A 20,930-nucleotide genomic window follows, 5' to 3' on the forward strand; every position below is an offset into this window, starting at 1 on the left:
TCACCCCACGTGAATGATCGGGTAGATAGATGAAACAAGTAGGTCTCCGGACTTCAGCGCCATATGTATGTTATGGACATATTCACCTTCCCACATTACTGCAGTGGTGTAAGTCGAGAACGACTTAAAAAATATGCTTTACATTGTTACCGTTGCGGGGGCAGTGCCGGACTTTCACCAGCTTCCCTAAAGCATGAATTGCTTACACTTGCTTCCAATTTTACGCAGTATAAAGTGGCGATTTATTTCATACAATGTCATTTAGCCCAATTCCCAGAGAACTTTTACGCAAGGGACAAAAATTGCATTACAATGGCGCTTATTTTAAGAAATGGTTGTAGTTTAAACAGCTCATGAGCCAATCAAACCAAAAACGTACACGAGCAAAAATCTGTGGAATTACTCGCATTCAAGATGTTCAGACAGTTGTTGCTGCTGGAGCAGATGCGATTGGTTTTGTTTTTTTCCCGCCAAGCCCAAGACATGTTACGGTTGAACAGGCCCAAGAATTAGCAAAAGTAATTCCACCTTATATACAAATGGTTGGTTTGTTTGTGAATGCAAGTGCCACTGAAATTCAGGATGTACTTGATTGTGTTCCCCTAGATGTATTACAACTACATGGCGATGAAACTCCAGAACAATGTCAGGAAATTGCTCGCCATTGTAAACGTCGCTGGTATAAAGCGATTCAGGTTAAACCTGATTTAGATGTAGTTGCTGAAATTCAAAAATATCAGGCAGCTGGTGCCAGTGCTGTATTGCTCGATGCGTGGCATCCTGAGCTCAAAGGGGGCACAGGACATCAGTTTGACTGGTCTAAATTCCCGAAACTTGATATTCCATTAATTTTGGCAGGTGGTTTAACCCCTGACAATGTCATTGACGCTATTCATACTACCGGTGCTTTTGCAGTAGATGTGAGCGGAGGCGTAGAGTCCGCAAAAGGTATAAAAGACCAACAACTCATTGAACGATTTATGCAAGGAGTCCAACGTGGATCAGCAAAACAATGTGATTGACTATACACAGTACCCAGATGCTGCAGGGCATTTCGGTATCCATGGCGGACGTTTTGTGTCAGAAACTCTAATGGCGGCATTAGAAGATTTAGAAAATCTCTATTCTCGCATGAAAAATGATGAACAGTTTCTGGCAGAATTCGACCGCGATCTCGCCTACTATGTTGGTCGTCCTAGTCCACTTTATTATGCTGAGCGATGGTCAAAAGAGTTAGGTGGTGCGCAAATTTACCTTAAACGTGAAGACTTGAACCATACAGGCTCACACAAGGTAAACAACACGATTGGTCAGGCATTACTTGCAAAGCTTTCTGGTAAAAAACGTATTATTGCCGAAACTGGTGCTGGGCAGCATGGTGTAGCAACAGCAACAATTGCAGCACGTTTAGGTCTTGAATGTGTTGTTTATATGGGTGCCGAAGACGTTAAGCGTCAAGCCATGAACGTTTATCGTATGCGTTTGTTGGGTGCTACAGTTGTTCCTGTACAAAGTGGCTCTAAAACGTTGAAAGACGCCATGAACGAAGCGATGCGTGACTGGGTAACTAATGTTGATACGACGTACTATGTGATTGGTACGGTTGCAGGCCCGCATCCATATCCTCAATTGGTTCGTGACTTCCAGTCGATTATTGGTCGTGAAGCACGTAAACAGATTTTGGAACAAGCAGGTCGTTTACCAGATGCATTAGTTGCCTGTGTAGGTGGCGGTTCAAATGCAATGGGCTTGTTCTATCCGTTTTTAAACGATGCCAATGTGAAAATGTATGGTGTTGAAGCAGCTGGTTTTGGTATTGAAACTGGTAAACACTCTGCGCCGTTAAATGCGGGTCATGTGGGTGTATTGCACGGTAACCGTACTTACTTAATGAGTGATGAACAAGGCCAGATTATTGAGACACATAGTATCTCGGCGGGCCTTGATTATCCGGGTGTTGGCCCTGAACATAGCTTCTTGAAAGATATGAAGCGCGTAGAATACGTGCCGATTAATGATACTGAGGCTCTACAAGGTTTCCGTGATTTAACCAAAATCGAAGGGATTATTCCTGCGCTTGAAAGCTCGCACGCGATGGCTTATGTCTCTAAGCTTGCACCGACGATGTCTAAAGATCAGATTATTATTGCGACTGTTTCAGGTCGTGGTGATAAAGATTTAATGACAGTTGCACGCATTGATGGCGTAGAAATGGTCGAGATGTAAGAGAAGTATAATGCCAAGCTTGTTTATGGTGATGTTAGGTGGGCGTCATGCACGCGCTAATACAGAAGTTCATGATGTAGTCATGGCTGTAGGAGATACTTTGGAAGAAGTTTATCCTCAACTTAAACAGGCTTGGTTTGGTGAGGCTCAAGGATTACATATTGATGCTTGGACCAAGCTCTCAGGAGTTAGCTCTCAAGGACAAAATTATCAAATTCACTTTACAGACGCTGCTCCACAACCAAATGATTTAAAATTATATTTAATTAATCTAGGTGGATATAATGCAAGTGAATTCGGTGAACTTCACCGTTATGAGTTTGTGGTTGCACCGAATGCGGTAGTTGCAAAACAATTAGGTAAACAATTTATAGATCGGCAGTGGCAAAAAGCACATACAGATCGAGTCATTGATATTGATGACTGTTTAGCGATAGATTATGTAGCAGGACGCTATATTCATTTAATAAAAGGTGATTTTGCTGAAACAATTTGGGAAAATACATATTTGACCGTGGTATAGGTCATTTGAAATCTAATATTCATATGGAAGTGGGTAAATGGATTTAATTCAAGAAAATGGACAGCCTCGTTACGGGCGTTTTGAATCTGTACCGTCAACCATTCACGTACAACATTATATTTATAAAACCCCTTATGGTAAGGTTCTTAAAGGCTGGCGTAAGCAATTAAAATATAAAAAATTTAAATTCTGCGGCATTCAACATAAACACTATAGTATTGGTCTGGCAATTGCAGATATCGGCTGGGTCGGTCATGGCTTTTTCTATATTTATGACCATGAAACAGGGCAAGTCATCGAGTGGAATGCCATTCAGCCTTTAGGTCATAAAACCTACCTTGATGAACAGCCCTTATTTAATCAAAGTTATTTTTCTAAATCTCCTTATCAGTTTGATATCCAGCATGCCAATGGTGTGCGATATATCCGAGTGACCAAATATGGTGAGATTCAACTCAGCGCTCGAATTTTTTGTGCCGGAACCGATATATTAAGCTTGTGTACACCGACAGGCATCAATGGGTGGACCTATACTCAAAAGCAGACCACGCTGGGTGTAGAAGGGATGTTTATTAATAAACAAAACCAAATCGTACAATTTGATGAAAAGACATTCGCATCCTTAGATGATACCTGCGGTTTTTTGCGACCTGAAACAGCTTGGTTTTGGCTTTCATGTAATTTTTGGGATGAGCAAGGGCGACGTATCGGTTTAAATTTAGCTTCTGGTGTTAATGAAAGCTTTGGTAACGAAAATTGCTTATGGATTAACGGAGTTTTATTTCCACTGACTGATATTTTATTTGAAAAAGTAAATGATGAGCTTTGGCAAATTAGCTCTCTAGATCAAAAGCTTAATCTACAAGTGCATATTGGGTGGTGTAGATACGAAAATATTAATTTAAGAATGATTGGCAGTCAGTTCAATCAGTGGCAAGCTAAAATTAGCGGCACGATTGAGCATGAGGCAACCGATATAATCAATTGCAAAGAAGAATACGGCTTACTAGAACAACATTATGCAAAATGGTAACAAGCAGGTTATAAACCTGCTTGCCAGAATGCCTCACCAGCCGCAATCGGATCATTGGTCTTTTCGAGTGTTTCAATCCAAACAGGATATTGACGAATGACCGGATGCTGACTTGGATGAAAGTCTTTTTTAAACCAATCTAAATATTGGCTTTTCATAGCAGTTAATGTGCCATTTTTGCCAAAGAACCAAGGTAAACCTTTAAGGTTCATCAAGAGTCTTTCTCTTGGACTAAAGCCATCACATTTCAACATGATATTCGTGCGGTAAAGTGTAAAGCCAAACATCAGTACGGTCGTAAGAACCAAGACAAAACGACGAGTCGACTCAGGAACTTCACCCACCTGTTTCATGACATCAAAAGCAACATCACGGTGCTCCATCTCTTCAATGGCATGCCAAGCAAACAGTGCTCGAACATAGGGGTGAGCATTTTCCAAAGTTTTTTTATTGCTATAAAAGGTTTCTGCCATTAATGCAGTTAAATGTTCCGCTGCCGCCGTCATTGCAATATTGTATTGCGGTGAGCGTTTGGTGAGTTCAAAACGAAAAATTCTTTTTAGCGTAGCTGTGAACTGGTCAACAGGCATGCCTTGCTCTTTCATGAGCTGATTCATTTTGTCATGTGCAATACCGTGTTGAGCTTCTTGTTTAATAAAGTCTGCAACTCGTTTTTGTAGTTCGGGATCATCAATTTTATCTCGGAACATACGGACACATTCAATAAAATAACGTTCTCCATCTGGAAAGGTTAAGCTGAGTGCATCAAACATACGAGTCAAAAAAGGATCATTATTAAACCAAAAGCGAGGCGCTTTGTTTAAATGAAAATCTAGATCTTTGCGAACTACTGGCTCGACCTGATAAGAAACATGTGCGTTCATATTTTTATTTCTCGCATCTAACATGTTCATTAGTATGTCGCGAATGGTCGGCTTTGTTTTGACAGTTATTGCCAATTTTTATACAGTTTGCGACAAGATGGCATTAAAAAAAGGATGAGCCATGCAAGATTTTACGATTTCAAATGGTTATTTTTATCTGTGGAATACGTATCTAAAAGAAAAAGGAATCGATTGGCAGGGATTACATCTGACGGATGTTCAGACCCGTCAAGTTCAAAATATTTTAGCTTCATCTATTGATGCTCAATCTTCTTTAAACTTTTTTCTTGAACTTTTAGAGCTGACAGAGTCTTGTCTACAAGTTTCTAATTTGGCCTTGGAAATGGCAACTTGTATTACACCTGCCAATTTTGGTGTACTGGGATATATGGCTTCTCGGAGTGGGAGCTTTGCAGAGGTTCTTGAATATGTCATGAAATTTCATCGGCTCGTCATTGACGGCGAGCAAGTCGTGCCTATGAAAATCGAACAAGATACGTCTAGCATCCGTTTGTATTGGCCGCTAGTTGATGCCAGTAATATCATACTTTGTGAGCTGACTTTAGCTGCTATGGTACAACTTGCTAAACAAATTGCTCCTTTCCATGATTTTCTCTTGCAGCATGTTGAGTTTGTGCACCGTTCACGTGGTCCATTAGTTCACTATCAGCGTTTCTTTCAATGCAAATTATCATTTGAGCAACCTTACTATGCATTAACTTTTGCAAGTGAGGGATTGAGCGTTCGCCCTCGCCAAGCAGACCCAACTCTAATGCAACTTTTGGTGAAACAGGCAGAAGAGGCATTGGCTCAGCGGAAAATACATACAGATTTAGCTCAGCAAATACATTGGATTGTTCATGAATATTTTAAACACAAGCAACAAGCCCCTAAAATAGAGGATATTGCTATTGAGTTGAATATTTCAGTACGGAGCTTGCAGCGTCAATTACAGTCATTAAATACTTCATTTAAATTAATTTTAGATACTGAACGTATGAAACGCTGTGAAATATTACTTCACGAAAATGCCAGCCTGACCACAATTGCTGAACAGTTGGGATATTCGGACCAGTCGGCACTTGCACGCGCGCATAAAAATTTGACAGGACAAACTTTGCTTACACGTAAAAGGCAATTACAACTCGCCCATAAAAATATTGAGAAATGATTTTGTGTGATTGTTTTTTGATCGGACAGCGATCTAATAATGGCTCGAAAATAGGAAGCTTTGATCATTGAGAAAAGTTTCAAAATATTGATAAATGTACGCCATGGGTTGTATGAATCATACAATCGAATATCGCCATAACGTTAGAGCTGTTCAATGGACAAAAAATAGCGTTAAAATGCGATGTTCTTGTATTTCTACAAACAACTCCTCAATTTTAAATAATTCAAGGAAAGCACAACCCTATGTCACGTCTTGCCACCCGTTTTGAAAAGCTTAAGTCCCAACAACGTAAAGCGCTTGTATCTTATGTTATGGCGGGTGATCCACAGCCACAAGTAACGGTTCCGTTACTGCATAAAATGGTTGCGGCAGGAGTAGATGTCATTGAGCTTGGTTTACCATTTTCAGATCCAATGGCTGATGGTCCGGTAATTGCGCTTGCAGCTGAACGTGCGCTTGCAGCAGGAACCAATACGTTGGATGCACTCAACATGGTAAAAGAGTTCCGTGAGCAGGATCAGGAAACACCTGTTGTTTTAATGGGTTATCTGAATCCGGTTGAAGTGATTGGTTACGAGAAGTTTGTTTCTCATGCGAAACAATGTGGTGTAGATGGCTTATTACTTGTGGATTTACCACCAGAAGAGTCAAAAGAGTTTGGTGCTGTGTTGAAACAACATGATATGGACCAAATTTTCTTACTTGCACCAACTTCTACAGATCAACGCATTCAACATGTGACAAATCAGGCAAGTGGTTTTATCTACTATGTTTCACTTAAGGGTGTAACTGGAGCAGCAACACTTGATACGGCAGAAGCTGCTGCGCGTATTCAAAAAATCAAAAATGCCACTAATATTCCAGTGGGTGTTGGTTTTGGTATTAGTGATGCCGCTTCAGCAAAAGCAATGGGTAGCGTTGCTGATGCCGTGATTGTAGGTAGTGCTTTCGTTAAAAATTTTGCAACGTTGGCAGCGGATGACGCTGTTGAACAGACGGTGAGTAAAGTCAAGGAGCTTCGAGCAGCGCTCGATGAGTTAGTATGAATCAAGAAGTGAAACCAGGGAAAGTTCTTAGCCCTTCGACACCATGGACAAAACGTCCGGTTCCAGGTATTGAAGTCGCAGATGAGCAACAAATTCTCAAAGCAACATTTACTGAGCCAACGATTGAATGTCCTGAATGTCATGCACTAGTGACACGTACAGCAATATCTTTCAATGCATATGTTTGTCCGCAATGTGATGAGCACTTACGAATGAAAGCTCGTGACCGCTTGAACTGGTTCTTCGATAATGTTGTAACTGAATTGGGTCAAGAATTTAGCGCCAAAGATCCATTAAAGTTTGTTGATTCTAAACCGTATCCAGATCGTATGCGTGAAGCGCAAACTAAAACTGGTGAAACAGAAGCTTTAATTGCCATGCAAGGTAACTTAAATGGCGTAGATATGATTGCATGTGCGTTTGAGTTCGACTTTATGGGCGGCTCAATGGGTACAGTTGTAGGTGACCGTTTTGTACAGGCTGCCGAGCTTGCAATTGCAAAACGTCAGCCATTAATCTGTTTCGCAGCTTCTGGCGGCGCGCGTATGCAAGAAGGTATGTTATCGCTTATGCAAATGGCGCGTACTTCTGCTGCGATTCAAAAATTAAAAGATGCTGGCTTACCATATATCGTTGTGTTAACACATCCTGTGTATGGTGGTGTAACAGCTTCTTTAGCAATGTTGGGTGATATTCATATTGCTGAACCTAAAGCGATGATTGGCTTTGCTGGTAAGCGTGTAATTGAGCAAACTGTACGTGAAACTCTTGAAGAACCGTTCCAACGTGCTGAATATTTGCTTGATCATGGTGTAATCGATCAGATTGTTCATCGTCATGCTTTACGTGATACTGTATCTCGACTTGTATCGAAATTGATGAACTTACCTTGAACCAACAAGCTCCACTTTCAATAGACTCTTTAGATACATGGCTCAATTATTGGAGCCATGTTCACGTTACAGGGATAGATCTTGGTCTGGAACGTGTAATTCCTGTTGCAGAAAAGCTGGGTGTAACTCAGCCTAATGCTAAAGTTTTTACAGTAGCCGGAACGAATGGTAAAGGCTCAACCACAACTACACTGGCTGCGATATTAAACGCACAGGGTTATAAAGTTGGGTTATATCAGTCACCGCATATCTATCGCTTTAATGAGCGAGTTAAACTAGGTGGAGTAGAAGTCGATGATCAAAGTCTGATTGATGCTTTTGTTCAAGTCGATCAGGCTCGTCGCGATTGTGATTTAAGCTTATCTTTTTTTGAAGCAACCACTTTGGCTGCTTTTGTTATTTTTAAACAACAACAATGTGATGTATGGGTGCTTGAAGTTGGTCTGGGCGGACGCTTAGATGTTGTCAATGTGATTGATCCCGACATTGCAGTAATTACTAATATTGGCCTAGATCACACAGACTGGTTAGGCGATACCATTGAAAAAATTGCTTTTGAAAAAGCAGGCATTATTCGTCCACATATTCCGGTTATCTTCGCGGGTGAGCAACCATTGCCGCAAGCAATTCAAGATAAAGCGCAAAGTACACAAGCAGAGTTATATACCGTTAATCGTGATTATTTTTATAAGCTCGCAGATGATGGACAAAACTGGTACTTTGCTTCGGAAGGAACCACTTTAAAACTTCCGTTAGGTACATTAGCGATTGAAAATATTGCTGGGGCGGTTGCTGCCATTTTAAATAGCGGACTTGAGATTTCTCAGTCAGCATTAGAAAAAGGTATTCAGTCTGCTCGCTTAGCAGGGCGTTTTGAACAGCGCCAAGTGGACGGGAAAACGGTCATTTTTGATGCCGGACACAATCCTCATGGTGTTGAATTTTTGTTAAAGCAATTGCGAAATTTCTTAGAATACAATAAACAGTACACAGAAGTTGTCGCAGTATTTTCAATGCTGGCAGATAAAGATATAAAATCAGTAGTCGATTTATTGAAACCTACTGTTTTACATTGGAAAATTGCTGAATTGAATGTGCCGCGTGCTGCATCGATTCAGCAACTCAATGATGCCTTGCAAGGCCAGACAGTACAACAATATGGCAATATCAAAGAGGCTTTTAAATCAGCGCTTGAGCAAACAAATAACAATCAGCTGATTTTGGCCTGTGGTTCGTTTCATACTTTAGAAGCGATTTGGGAGTATTTGGAAGAATGTCAATGAATAACAAACAACGCTGGATGGGTGGCGTTGTTTTACTAGGAGGTGGTGTTTTATTGGCAGCATTACTTCTAAAAGGAAATGAGGAAATAAAACAGGTTGAAGCTCAACCATCCGCATCCACATCGCCAAAAACTCAAACTAAACCAAAACAGACAAGTGAAGGGCAAATGGTACAACTACAACCTCTTGCGGTTGATGTTGAAACTGAAAAACGTTTGCTAGAAGAACAGCGTCGTGCGCGTGAAAAGGCTGTTGCTGAACAAGAAGCGCGTGCAGCTGAGTTCTTAGCAATGCAGCAGCAAGCTGAAGCTGACGCTGCTCGTAAAGCTGCAGCAGAGTACGCTGCGATTAATGCGCGCCGTACAGCAGCTCAAGAAAGTTCAGATAATATTCCACCGGAGTTAGTGGGTGAGGCGAAAGCTAAAAACCAACAAACCAATACGGTGAATAAAACAACTGATACTTCAAAAATAGATGCAGACAAAAAAGCTGCTGAAGCAAAACGCCAAGCAGAAGCAGACAAAAAAGCTGCTGAAGCAAAACGCCAAGCAGAAGCAGACAAGAAAGCAGCTGAAGCTAAACGACAGGTAGAAGCAGATAAAAAAGCTGCAGAAGCGAAACGCCAAGCAGAAGCAGACAAGAAAGCTGCTGAAGCGAAACGACAAGCAGAAGCTGATAAAAAAGCCTCTGATGCTAAACGAAAAGCTGAAGCTGAGAAAAAAGCTGAAGCTGAAAAAGCACGTGAACTGCTTGAAAATGGCGATAAAAAGTGGATGGTTCAAGTCGCTTTGGCTGCTAACCAAGCAAATGCAGATGCAGTGGTTTCTAAATTACGAGCTAAAGGCTATAAGGTAACTACAAGCCCAACCAGTAAGGGAATTCGTATTATGGTTGGTCCTGCAAAAGACCGTGATACAGCAGATGCTGCTCGTAAGAAAATTACTTCTGATTCAAGCTTAAATATGAAATCAGCTTGGGTAATTGACTGGGTACCGTTAGACCAACGTTAACCAGAGTAAAAATTCTACTCAAGATGTCACTAAGATGGATTCGACAGTTGTTGTTGAATCCATTTTACATTTTCAGGTGTAAATAAACGGTCAATGTTCTTCCAAATAATATGATAACCGTAACCACCTTGTTTCATTTCCTTAACCGCATCATCAATTGCCCAATTTTCAAAAATAATGCGATACATGGCAACGCTGGCACCTGTACGGTCTGAACCATGGTAGCAGTGCAATAAAACGCGCTGATCATTCTGCTTGGCAAGTTTGATTTGTTGCATGACTTCTAAGAGATCTTGTCGGTCAATTGCCCAAGTGTTGATAGGAATATGCACAAGATTAAAATTTTCATTTTTAAAAACTAAACTATCTGCGTCTTTGGCTCTTAAATTAATGATCGTTCCAATTTGATGAATCTTTAATTCAGAAATCATGGCAGCACTTGGTTGTTCACTACGATAAACATCATTACTAATTTGATAAAAGTTATGAGTCTGAGAAACTAAGCTTCCCCAATCTTGTGGTCGATGCTCATGGGCGATACTTTCGTGCTGCATACATCCTTGTAAATTTATACAGATCACAAGTGTAAGGAGCGATAATTTCTTCATGTTTGATACCGTTTAAGCTCATCAGGGTCGTGAGCACAAATTATTTCAATCGTGGATTCATGTTGAGCCAAATGCTGTAAGCGTTTGAGGTTGAAAATACGTTTTTCATTATCCTCTGCAAATGTTTTTTCCAACAGATTGAGTGATCTTAATTTATTTTTAGGGTTTAACTCTAGATTTGAGTAGTAAGCATCTCCACAAAATAATAACCATTGATTTTGTTGCTTTATAGCAATACCGCAATGCCCAGCCGAATGGCCTAGTAGCGGTACCATTAAAATTTCATCTTGAAACAGGGGAAAACCTTTGACTTTTTCGAGGTTAAACCATGCTTCACCTTTTTGATATTCAACAAAGTTCCAATATCGATGGTCTTTATATTGATTGGTTCTATAGCGAAGTTTGCCCTTAAAGTTTGGAAGTTGAGCCGCGTTGTATTCTGCTGCTAAAACATGGACTGTGGCATGAGGAAAATCTGAGATACCACCAGCATGGTCAAAATCAAGGTGAGTGACAAAAATATGCTGTACATCCTTGGGGCTGAACCCAAGCTTTTGGATTTGTTGGATCGCACTAAATTCAAGATTATGCTCAATCTTGCCTAAGCGTTTAACTAATGAGCCTAGGCGCTGCTTCATATGTAAGTAGTCTTGCAGGCCAAAGCCCGTATCGATAAGCACTAAGCCTCGATCAGTTTCAACTAAAAGACAATGACAGATTACTTCAGCTCGGAAGCCCTTTTGTCCAAATAATGGCGCACAAACCGGGCACATGCTGCCACATTTTAAATGATGAATTTTATAGATCATGATTTTTATTTTTTTACCGAATCGGTTCGAGTTATAACTGATCTGAGCAATAAAAACCATGAGTATTCAATACATAAATAAAAAAGCCACCGCTGTGGGTGACTTTTTAGGGTGTGATATTTAACCTCTTGTGCCTATGCGCTTCGTTTGTCTTGTAGCTAACTTTTCAAATGTTTGCCTACGCACTTCGTTTGTCTTGTAGGGAATTTTTCAAGTGCTTGCCTACGCGCTTCGCTTATCTTGCGCTTCGATTAAAGCCTTTTTAAAGGCTTTAATCTTGCTCAGGCTGTGGCGTGAGGCGTAAATAAGGTTTAACAGCCGTATAACCTTTAGGGAAACGTTGTTTAATTTCTTCTTCATCTTTAAGTGACGGCACAATAACGACATCTTCACCTTGCTGCCAGTTCGCAGGCGTAGCGACTTTATGTTTGTCTGTTAATTGTAATGAATCAACGACACGTAAGACTTCATTAAAATTTCGGCCCGTTGAAGCAGGGTAGGTAATGATTAAGCGAACTTTTTTGTTAGGATCAATAATCACTAATGAGCGCACTGTTAGAGTTTCACTGGCATTAGGGTGAATGAAGCCATAGAGCTCAGATACTTTACGATCTTTATCTGCAATGATTGGAAAGTTTACAGTTGTATTTTGCGTTTCATTAATATCGTTGATCCAACCTTTATGAGACTCTACATCGTCTACAGATAAAGCAATTGCTTTAACATTACGCTTCGTAAATTCATCTTTTAATTTTGCTGTATAACCTAATTCAGTTGTACATACGGGAGTATAGTCGGCTGGATGTGAAAATAAGATTCCCCAACTATCCCCTAAAAAATCATAAAAATTAATTGTGCCTTCACTCGATTCTTGTTGAAAATCGGGAGCAGTATCTCCTAAACGTAGTGTCATGATCTTTCCTCAATTGCGCATAATTTGTTATTCGATTGAATGAATATGCAGCATTTACTTTATGATTAAAATTATTGTTTTTGTATTTTATTATGAACTTTTTATATAAGTGTAAATATATATGACTAAAACTTTTTATTTTAAGTGCTTAATCAATGTAACTTTAAGGTAAATTTGCTAAATTAGATTTCTCGGTAGTTATGCTTAATCGATAAGCGTTAATGGTGTGTTTTTGGTGCTCGGCACATTAAGGGGAGATTAGATGAATGAAAAACCATTCGTCTAACTATCAGATTTTTTTTAGGGGTTTTGTGCAAACCCCTTGTACTTCAAATTTCTGGCACCATAATAAACGACTGAGAAAAAGTTTATTCATTTGACCAAGCAAGATTTAGAGAGTTTATCCATGTTGGCAAGTCTGATCGGAGGTATCTTCGGTACAAAAAATGAGCGTGAACTCAAACGCATGCGCAAAATTGTTGAGCAAATCAATGCGCTCGAGCCGACGATATCAGCTTTAAGCGATGCAGACTTATCTGCAAAAACTCCAGAATTCAAACAACGTTATAATAATGGCGAAAGTTTAGATAAATTACTTCCAGAAGCGTTTGCAGTTTGTCGTGAAGCTGCTAAGCGTGTGATGGGTATGCGTCACTATGACGTTCAGTTAATCGGTGGTATTACCTTACATGAAGGTAAGATCGCCGAGATGCGTACTGGTGAAGGTAAAACCCTTATGGGTACTCTAGCGTGTTATTTAAACGCTTTGAGTGGCCAAGGTGTACATGTCATTACTGTGAATGATTATTTGGCACAGCGTGATGCCGAGTTGAACCGCCCATTATTTGAATTTTTGGGTCTATCAATTGGTACGATTTATTCAATGCAAGGTCCGTCAGAAAAAGCGGCAGCTTACCTTGCCGATATTACTTACGGTACCAATAACGAATTCGGTTTTGACTATTTACGTGACAACATGGTGTTTTCTTTAGCAGAAAAGAAACAACGTGGTTTGCACTATGCCATTATCGATGAAGTTGACTCTATCTTGATTGATGAGGCACGTACACCATTAATTATTTCTGGTCAAAGTGAAGACTCTTCACACCTCTACAGTGCAATCAATACGATTCCGCCTAAATTGCATCCGCAAAAAGAAGAAAAAGTAGCAGATGGTGGTCATTTCTGGATTGATGAAAAGCAGCGTTCAGTTGAAATGACTGAAATTGGTTATGAAACTGTTGAACAAGAACTTATTCAAATGGGCTTGTTGGCCGAAGGCGAAAGCTTATATTCAGCAACAAACCTAAATCTTGTTCACCATGTATCTGCTGCCATTCGTGCGCATTTCCTGTTCCAACGTGATGTTCACTATATTATTCATGATGGTGAAGTCGTTATTGTCGATGAACATACAGGTCGTACGATGCCTGGTCGTCGTTGGTCAGAAGGTTTGCATCAAGCTGTTGAAGCAAAAGAAGGCTTGGAAATTCAGCCTGAAAACCAAACTTTAGCGACAACAACATTCCAGAACTATTTCCGTCTCTATAAAAAGCTTTCAGGTATGACAGGTACTGCTGATACTGAAGCTGCGGAAATGAAAGAAATTTATGGACTTGATGTTGTGATTATTCCAACGCATCGCCCAATGATTCGTAACGACCAAAATGATTTAATTTATTTAAACCGTAACGGCAAATATAACGCGATTATTCAAGAAATTATGAATATTCGTCAGCAGGGTGTTGCTCCGATTCTGATTGGTACGGCAACGATTGAAGCCAGCGAAATTTTATCTTCTAAGCTAATGCAAGCTGGTATTCATCATGAAGTTTTGAACGCAAAACAGCATGAGCGTGAAGCTGACATTATTGCTCAAGCGGGTAGTCCGAATGCAGTAACGATTGCAACTAACATGGCTGGTCGTGGTACGGATATTATCTTGGGTGGTAACTGGAAAGCGAAACTTGCCAAACTTGAAAACCCAACTGCAGAAGATGAAGCACGTCTAAAAGCACAATGGGAACAAGACCACGAAGATGTATTGCAAGCTGGTGGTTTGCATATCATTGGTTCTGAACGTCATGAATCACGTCGCATTGATAACCAGTTACGTGGTCGTGCCGGTCGTCAGGGTGACCCTGGTGTTTCTCGTTTCTATTTATCTCTTGAAGATGACCTTATGCGTATTTTCGCAGGCGACCGTGTCGTTGGTATGATGCGCGCGATGGGTTTGAAAGAAGACGAAGCGATTGAACATAAAATGGTGAGCCGTTCGATTGAGAATGCTCAACGTAAAGTTGAAGCGCGTAACTTCGATATTCGTAAAAACTTATTGAAATACGATGATGTGAATAATGAACAGCGTAAGATTATTTATTCACAACGTGATGAAGTACTAGCTGAAAATACCTTAAAAGAATATGTTGAAGAAATGCATCGTGAAGTGATGCAAGGCATGATTGCTAACTTTATTCCACCAGAGTCAATTCATGACCAGTGGGATGTCGAAGGTTTAGAAAATGCTTTACGTATTGATTTAGGTATTGAGCTACCAATTCAAGAATGGTTAGACCAAGATCGTCGTTTAGATGAAGAAGGTTTAGTTGAGCGCATTAGCGATGAAGTGATTGAGCGTTATCGTCAGCGCCGTGCTCAAATGGGTGACGAATCGGCAGCAATGCTTGAACGTCATTTCGTTTTAAACTCTCTTGATCGCCATTGGAAAGATCACTTAGCTGCAATGGATTATTTACGTCAAGGTATTCACTTACGTGGCTATGCGCAAAAGAACCCTGAGCAGGAATATAAGAAAGAAGCTTTCAACCTGTTCGTAAATATGTTGGGTATTATTAAAACTGATGTTGTGACTGATTTGTCTCGTGTACATATCCCAACACCAGAAGAACTTGCAGAAATGGAAGCTCAACAGCAGCAGCAAGCTGAATCAATGAAGCTTTCTTTTGAACATGATGATGTAGATGGTTTAACTGGTGAAGTTACACTTTCTCAAGAAACCATGAACGAGTCTGCTGATCAGCAAACTTTCCCTATTCCCGAAAGCCGTAATGCACCATGCCCATGTGGTTCAGGACTAAAATATAAGCAATGTCACGGTAAGATCTAATCTACCTTCGCAAAAAAAGCAGAACAATTGTTCTGCTTTTTTTATGTTTGTAGTAAGCCTGTGAATAATGTTTGCAGTTTTAAGCATTAAATGCTATTTACTTCTCATCCAGAGTGTATGTTGGAAAGACAATGAAAAAAGTATTACAACCTTTATTTTTAACTGTTCTTGCTGTACCAAGTTTTGTTTTTGCAGCAGAAGCAGCTTCAGCCCCTCAAACGACAACGGTTGATAAAGTTCTTGCAGCAAAAGGCCCAACTTCGGCTCAAGCTGTAGTTAAGCAAGAAAATACTACAGTGATTAGCCCACGTACGGGTATTCGCTATACGTTGGGTAACACAAATAATCGCCCAATTATTTTACAAACAACTGCGATTGCTCCAGCAAACTCAGCAAACATTAATCGTATTGTGGCAAGTAACCCAGCGCTTTCTGCAAAGAGCCAAGAAAAAGCAAAAGTGGCTTTAATCGGTGAAGCAGCTGTAGCAGGACCAGCGGCAGTTGCAGCAAGCAATGTAACAGCTCCGGCTGTAACAAGTAGTGTTGCTCCAGCAAATCCAGCAACAATAAATTAAGACATATATGTATAAAAAAGCCAGTTCAATTTTGAACTGGCTTTTTTATGGGGGTGTATTTAAAACTTTAAATCTGATTATTTACATCATCATTTTTTGTTTCACGAATGAGTAAGAACGCGATGAGTGATAAAAGTGATGCAGCAGTAAGATAATAACCAACCGCATATAAACCATAAGTTTCAGCAAGTTTAGTCGCAATAAGTGGGGCAAACGATGCACCAAAAATACCAGCCAAGTTAAAAGTTAATGCTGAACCTGTATAACGAACTGAAGTTGGGAAAAGTTCAGAAAGAACTGTACCAATTGGACCATAGGTCAATCCCATAATTGCCAAGCCAGTACATAAGAAAAGGAATACGATTAAGGTATTTCCAGACTCTAACATGCTAGAGAAGAACAATCCGAAAATCGCAGCAGCAATACAAACGCCAATAGAAGTTGTTTTACGACCAAATTTTTCTGCAAAAATAGCCGATAAAGGAATGAATGCGGCGAAGCAAAGTGTGGCAAAGAGTTGAAGTTCTAAGAACTCACCACGTGCATAGCCAAGCTTTGTGGTTCCCCAGTTTAAAGCAAATACGGTAGTAAGATAGAACACGACAAAGGTACAGATTGCTGCAACTGTGCCAAGAATAAGCTTACCTGTATGTTTGGTTAACACTTCTTTAAATGGAATATTAACTTCTTTTTGCTTATCTAAAACCTTTTGGAAAGCTGGAGTTTCATGAAGCTTTAAGCGAATGTATAAACCAACAATAACCAATACAGCACTGGCAATAAATGGAATGCGCCAGCCCCATTGCATGAATGCTTGCTCAGGAATAACTGCACTTAATAATAAGAAAGAGCCTGTTGCTAAAATAAAGCCAATTGGAGCACCTAGCTGTGGAAACATGCCATACCATGCTCTTTTACCTTCTGGGGCGTTTTCAGTCGCTAATAATACTGCGCCGCTCCATTCACCACCTAAACCTAAGCCTTGTCCTAAACGACAAACAGCTAATAGTAATGGTGCGACAATTCCGATTTGGGCATAGGTTGGAAGCAAACCAATACATACAGTTGAAATACCCATGGTCAGTAAAGCTGCAACTAAAGTTGCTTTTCGGCCAATACGGTCTCCAAGATGGCCGAATAGTGCAGCACCAATAGGGCGAGCAATAAAGGCAATTGCAAAGGTTGCTAAAGATTGTAAGACTGCGGCACTGCCACTACTAGCAGGGAAAAATAGGTGTGGAAAGATAATCACAGCAGCTGTTGCATAGATATAAAAGTCGAAGAACTCAATGGTTGTACCGACTAAGCTTGCAAACAAAACTCGTGTTTTTGAATTAGTGGCTACTACAGGAGCAGCAGTCGCAGAGGTTGACTCCATATAAGTCCTTATATCAGTTAAAATTTATTTTTAATTACTACTCTTTTTAAAGACATATTTTTCTCAAAGAGTAGCGTGAAAGAACATCATCCATGACTCTTTCAGGATCACTGAATATGAGTGAAAAATGGACTAAACTATGTACCAATAGATGGCAAGAAAATGTGCCCCTGCACCTAAAAGCACAAAAATATGCCAGATCGCATGGGTATATCTTACCTTTTTTAACGCGTAAAACAATGCTCCAACCGTATAAGCTAATCCGCCAATGATTAATAAAATCAACGCGTCTTTACTCAGATAGGTGCGCATATCATCCATAACAAATACAGCAAGCCAACCCATAAGAACATAAGCAAGTAGCGAAATTTTCTGAAAGCGGTGAATAAAAACTAACTTGAAAAGTGTACCAATTGCAGCAATGCTCCAGAGAGCAATAAGTAAAATATGAGCTTTTTGTGTAGGAATTGCGATGCTCAAGAACGGGGTATATGTTCCCGCAATTAAATAATAAATAGCAGTGTGGTCGAGTTTTTTATACCAGTAGCGTAGGTTTTGTGTTTGAGCAAAATGATAGAGTGTAGAACTGGTAAAAACTAAAATCAGGCTAAATGAATATACCCATAAACCTACCCACTGAGCAGTAGAAAGATAAGATCCCTTTATAATTAAAAAGATAGAAGCTACGACTGCCATAACAACACCTGCACCATGACTATAGGCATTAAATAGTTCTTCTTTTGGATCGTAAGTTTCCAACACAGATTTACTCATAACTTTAATTTTTTTGATTAAAAATACAAATGTATAGAAATACAAAACAGACGTAAAGTTATTTTATTTTTAATCCTAGACCCTTTAAACTTCTATTTTATATGAGTCTTCATTTTCAGGTATATCCGTGTCGGTTTTCTCCTTTGAGCAAGAACAGCAATTCTTTCATGAAATCAAGCAAATGCTTGACCAACAAGCTTTTGAGCGTTTGATCTTGAGCCAATATAAGGGAGAGTTGGCGCAGCTGGAAAAAATTACTTTCCGCGTTGTAGAGCTACATGGACAAAAACAGCTTTCAGCTTTATACCATCACACTACCCAAGATGTGACTAAAAACTATTCATTTGAAGAAGGCTTGCAACAGATTGAGCAATTAATCACTCAGTGTAAGCAAGCAAACTTATTTTCAACTACTCAAGAAATTCAACTTAAAAAAAATAAGAAAAAAGCCATATTAAATATGGGTAAAAAGCAGGCGGTAAATACGACACAAACGGTTCAGGCGCATGACCGTGAAAAGCAGCGCTATGTAAAGCAGGGGAATGCATTTTTAAAAGAGCTGGGTATTACTGATGAAAAAGCTCAGGTCATTCCAAGCATGGCTCGTAAATGGAAACAGATTAATAAATTTATCGAAATTTTTGCGAGTGCCTATGAACAGATTGATGCGTCTCAACAAGAGTTACGCATTGTCGATTTTGGCTCGGGAAAAGGTTATTTAACTTTTGCATTGTATGATTATCTGCAACAACAGCAGAAAACACCATTGATCACTGGTGTAGAGCTGCGCCGTAATTTAGTGGAATTTTGCCAGAATGTTGCAGACAAAGTGCATTTTAACCACTTAGACTTTTTTGAAGGTGACGTTCGTAGTTATCAACCGGAAAAGCTAGACGTTATGATTGCCTTACACGCGTGTGATATTGCGACTGACTTTGCTATTCATACAGGAATTCGTTTAAACGCTTCGATGATTATGTGCGCGCCATGTTGTCACAAAGAGTTGCGCCCACAATTACATAGCCCAGAAGTTTTACAACCAATGCTACAGTTTGGTATTCATGCGGGACAACAAGCCGAGATGCTGACCGATACTTTACGTGCATTACTTTTAAAAGCGTATGGCTATGAAACCAAAGTTTTTGAGTTTGTATCGCTTGAACATACCAGCAAAAATAAAATGATTTTGGCGACTAAACGCAAAAACGTTTCACAACCTGACGCCAAGATTATGGCTCAAATCCAAGCATTGAAAGAAATGTACGGAATTAAAAAACAAACGTTGGAATTGTTGTTACAAGATCAATTGCCGATCGAAAATATTGGCTGCAAGTGCTAGGGCGGTGAGCGGATGTATAAAATTGTAGAGGGTGGTTGGGAACAGCTCGAGAAAGATGCGAAATACATCCGTGAACAAGTCTTTATCCAAGAACAGGGAATTGCACCTGAAGATGAATGGGACGACTTGGATGCCACAGTTTTGCATTTTATTGTTTATGACAAAGAACAGCCTATCGCTACAGCACGTCTGTTGCCAAAGCATAGCGTAGGGCGTGTTGCTGTTTTAGTGCCTTATCGAAAGCAGGGTATTGGTAAAATTTTAATGCAGTATATTATTGAATATGCGCGTCATCATAAACTGCCTTATTTAAAGCTTTCTGCGCAAACCTATGTGACAGCTTTTTACGAAGCTTTAGGTTTTCATGTGCAGGGGGAGGTTTACGAAGACTGTGGCATTCCACATATTGATATGGTTTTAGAGTTAAATTGAGACTTCTTTTTAGAAATCTCAATTTAGATTTATTTCATTGCATTCCAGTTTTCGATGGCTTGTAAGCCAGTCTCTAAACCAACTTCATAACTATAACGAAGCTTTTTCGGATTGGTAGTTAAACGGCCAGCCATATTTTTAAGAGGCGGTGGGCACACTTCTAGAATTTGCTGGTCTGGATTTTCACCACGAACAAAATCGACTGAAGCGTTATAACGAGCACAGCGGCTACGCAAGCTGTTTGCAAAACCATAATGATGTTTAAAAGCATATTTTGCGAGGAATTGATCACCTCGACTACTTGCCTTGAAGTAGTTTTTCGGGCGAGTGCGTAAAACTAACAGTTTTTTGACACCACTTTGCTGAGCCGTCCAGCGAACAGGTAGGGCATCTGCAACGCCACCATCAAAATATGGTTCACCCATAATATCGACGGGATGACGCGTTAAAACTGGAATTGAGCTAGAAGCTCGAAGCGCATTGAGTAAATTATCTTTACCCGCACGAAGATATTCTGCATGACCTGTTTTGGCATGCGTCAACACCATATAAAAATCAGGATTTTTGGCAAAAAGACTTTGTTGATCAAGTGGGTGCTCTTGCTCACCAATTTCCCACATCCATTTTAAATCAAGTAAATCGCCGCCTTTAAAAAAGCGTTTGTAATCGATGAATTCCGGACGGAGCGAATGATCAATATAAAAGGTTAACGTGCGGCCTTGTTGGCCTGCTAAGTAGTTGGCGACATTGGTTGAACCAGATGATACACCAACATATAAATCGAAAGGGTTGAACTGTTGTTGTAAAAACGCGTCAAGTACACCACTGGTAAAGGCACCGCGCATGCCTCCACCTTCTACAACCAGTGCATTACGGGAAAAATCTGTCATTTGAAAAATATCT

At 40.0% G+C, this 20,930-nt stretch carries 20 protein-coding genes and 1 riboswitch; of the genes, 13 read left to right on the top strand and 7 right to left on the bottom strand.

The annotated features are described in order from the left end of the window. Positions 1-19: 19 nt before the first annotated feature. A riboswitch (cobalamin riboswitch) is annotated at positions 20-227 on the bottom strand. A 126-nt stretch (positions 228-353) separates the two neighbouring features. The 4 genes from trpF to SOI76_RS02990 are packed head-to-tail and all read left to right on the top strand — an operon-like array spanning position 354 to position 3,782. Next, on the top strand, positions 354-1,022 hold the full coding sequence (gene trpF / locus SOI76_RS02975; RefSeq protein ID WP_104079920.1) for a phosphoribosylanthranilate isomerase: 669 nt from the start codon (positions 354-356) through the stop codon (positions 1,020-1,022). Next, positions 997-2,226, top strand: coding sequence for a tryptophan synthase subunit beta (gene trpB, locus SOI76_RS02980; RefSeq protein ID WP_002116129.1), 1,230 nt, complete (start codon positions 997-999; stop codon positions 2,224-2,226). Before trpF ends, trpB begins: the two co-directional genes overlap by 26 nt. A 10-nt stretch (positions 2,227-2,236) precedes the next feature. Further along, the gene (locus SOI76_RS02985; protein ID WP_104079919.1) at positions 2,237-2,749 is read left to right on the top strand and encodes a DUF1543 domain-containing protein; all 513 of its coding nucleotides are present in this window, start codon (positions 2,237-2,239) and stop codon (positions 2,747-2,749) included. A 37-nt stretch (positions 2,750-2,786) separates the two neighbouring features. Beyond that, positions 2,787-3,782, top strand: a complete 996-nt coding sequence (locus SOI76_RS02990) for a DUF2804 domain-containing protein (protein WP_104079918.1) — start codon at positions 2,787-2,789, stop codon at positions 3,780-3,782. Positions 3,783-3,790: 8 nt separating this feature from the next. Here SOI76_RS02990 and SOI76_RS02995 read toward each other — a convergent pair whose 3' ends face one another. Then, entirely contained in the window at positions 3,791-4,666 is an 876-nt protein-coding gene (locus SOI76_RS02995) for a metal-dependent hydrolase (protein WP_205668433.1), read from the bottom strand. A 121-nt stretch (positions 4,667-4,787) separates the two neighbouring features. On the opposite strand from SOI76_RS02995, the gene SOI76_RS03000 reads away from it, so the two are divergent. From SOI76_RS03000 to iga, 5 genes are all read left to right on the top strand, one after another. Further along, positions 4,788-5,837: an AraC family transcriptional regulator gene (locus tag SOI76_RS03000; protein WP_104079916.1), complete on the top strand. Its 1,050-nt coding sequence runs from the start codon at positions 4,788-4,790 to the stop codon at positions 5,835-5,837. Between the two features lie 245 nt (positions 5,838-6,082). Next, complete coding sequence (gene trpA / locus SOI76_RS03005) at positions 6,083-6,886, top strand: tryptophan synthase subunit alpha (RefSeq protein ID WP_032062578.1); 804 nt, start codon at positions 6,083-6,085, stop codon at positions 6,884-6,886. Further along, on the top strand, positions 6,883-7,779 hold the full coding sequence (accD, locus tag SOI76_RS03010; RefSeq protein ID WP_032055370.1) for an acetyl-CoA carboxylase, carboxyltransferase subunit beta: 897 nt from the start codon (positions 6,883-6,885) through the stop codon (positions 7,777-7,779). The genes trpA and accD overlap by 4 nt, the downstream gene beginning before the upstream one ends. Beyond that, positions 7,776-9,062 carry a bifunctional tetrahydrofolate synthase/dihydrofolate synthase gene (gene folC, locus SOI76_RS03015; protein WP_104079915.1) on the top strand — a complete coding sequence of 429 codons (1,287 nt, stop codon included), beginning with the start codon at positions 7,776-7,778 and terminating at the stop codon, positions 9,060-9,062. Before accD ends, folC begins: the two co-directional genes overlap by 4 nt. Continuing rightward, a complete protein-coding gene (iga, locus tag SOI76_RS03020; RefSeq protein WP_104079914.1) occupies positions 9,053-10,072 on the top strand; it encodes an SPOR domain-containing protein in 1,020 nt (339 codons plus the stop codon). Before folC ends, iga begins: the two co-directional genes overlap by 10 nt. 29 nt (positions 10,073-10,101) lie before the next feature. Here the strand turns inward: iga and SOI76_RS03025 are convergent, their stop codons facing one another. The 3 genes from SOI76_RS03025 to SOI76_RS03035 all read right to left on the bottom strand — a co-directional run bounded on the left by SOI76_RS03025 (position 10,102) and on the right by SOI76_RS03035 (position 12,402). Then, on the bottom strand, positions 10,102-10,680 hold the full coding sequence (locus tag SOI76_RS03025) for a dual specificity protein phosphatase family protein (protein ID WP_205668432.1): 579 nt from the start codon (positions 10,678-10,680) through the stop codon (positions 10,102-10,104). Continuing rightward, entirely contained in the window at positions 10,677-11,489 is an 813-nt protein-coding gene (locus SOI76_RS03030; protein ID WP_205668431.1) for an MBL fold metallo-hydrolase, read from the bottom strand. Before SOI76_RS03030 ends, SOI76_RS03025 begins: the two co-directional genes overlap by 4 nt. 271 nt (positions 11,490-11,760) lie before the next feature. Beyond that, the gene (locus tag SOI76_RS03035; RefSeq protein ID WP_002116558.1) at positions 11,761-12,402 is read right to left on the bottom strand and encodes a peroxiredoxin; all 642 of its coding nucleotides are present in this window, start codon (positions 12,400-12,402) and stop codon (positions 11,761-11,763) included. A 406-nt stretch (positions 12,403-12,808) separates the two neighbouring features. Here SOI76_RS03035 and secA point away from each other — a divergent pair, with 406 nt between their 5' ends. Next, positions 12,809-15,529, top strand: coding sequence for a preprotein translocase subunit SecA (secA, locus tag SOI76_RS03040; RefSeq protein WP_104079911.1), 2,721 nt, complete (start codon positions 12,809-12,811; stop codon positions 15,527-15,529). 131 nt (positions 15,530-15,660) lie between these two features. Beyond that, a complete protein-coding gene (locus SOI76_RS03045) occupies positions 15,661-16,104 on the top strand; it encodes a hypothetical protein (RefSeq protein ID WP_104079910.1) in 444 nt (147 codons plus the stop codon). A gap of 67 nt (positions 16,105-16,171) precedes the next feature. Here SOI76_RS03045 and yhjE read toward each other — a convergent pair whose 3' ends face one another. Together yhjE and trhA are read right to left on the bottom strand one after the other, a co-directional pair. Further along, entirely contained in the window at positions 16,172-17,482 is a 1,311-nt protein-coding gene (gene yhjE / locus SOI76_RS03050; RefSeq protein ID WP_016143091.1) for an MFS transporter, read from the bottom strand. 132 nt (positions 17,483-17,614) lie between these two features. Continuing rightward, a complete protein-coding gene (gene trhA, locus SOI76_RS03055) occupies positions 17,615-18,256 on the bottom strand; it encodes a PAQR family membrane homeostasis protein TrhA (protein ID WP_031946436.1) in 642 nt (213 codons plus the stop codon). Between the two features lie 127 nt (positions 18,257-18,383). Between trhA and gstcD the strand changes: the two genes are divergently transcribed. After that, on the top strand, positions 18,384-19,595 hold the full coding sequence (gene gstcD / locus SOI76_RS03060) for a class I SAM-dependent methyltransferase (protein WP_104079909.1): 1,212 nt from the start codon (positions 18,384-18,386) through the stop codon (positions 19,593-19,595). Positions 19,596-19,607: 12 nt separating this feature from the next. Further along, positions 19,608-20,027, top strand: coding sequence for a GNAT family N-acetyltransferase (locus SOI76_RS03065; RefSeq protein ID WP_104079908.1), 420 nt, complete (start codon positions 19,608-19,610; stop codon positions 20,025-20,027). Between the two features lie 29 nt (positions 20,028-20,056). Here SOI76_RS03065 and yjjU read toward each other — a convergent pair whose 3' ends face one another. After that, a complete protein-coding gene (yjjU, locus tag SOI76_RS03070) occupies positions 20,057-20,917 on the bottom strand; it encodes a patatin family protein (protein WP_104079907.1) in 861 nt (286 codons plus the stop codon). Positions 20,918-20,930 lie beyond the last annotated feature (13 nt).

The sequence above is a fragment of the Acinetobacter pittii genome, assembly GCF_034064985.1.
Taxonomy (GTDB): domain Bacteria; phylum Pseudomonadota; class Gammaproteobacteria; order Pseudomonadales; family Moraxellaceae; genus Acinetobacter; species Acinetobacter pittii_H.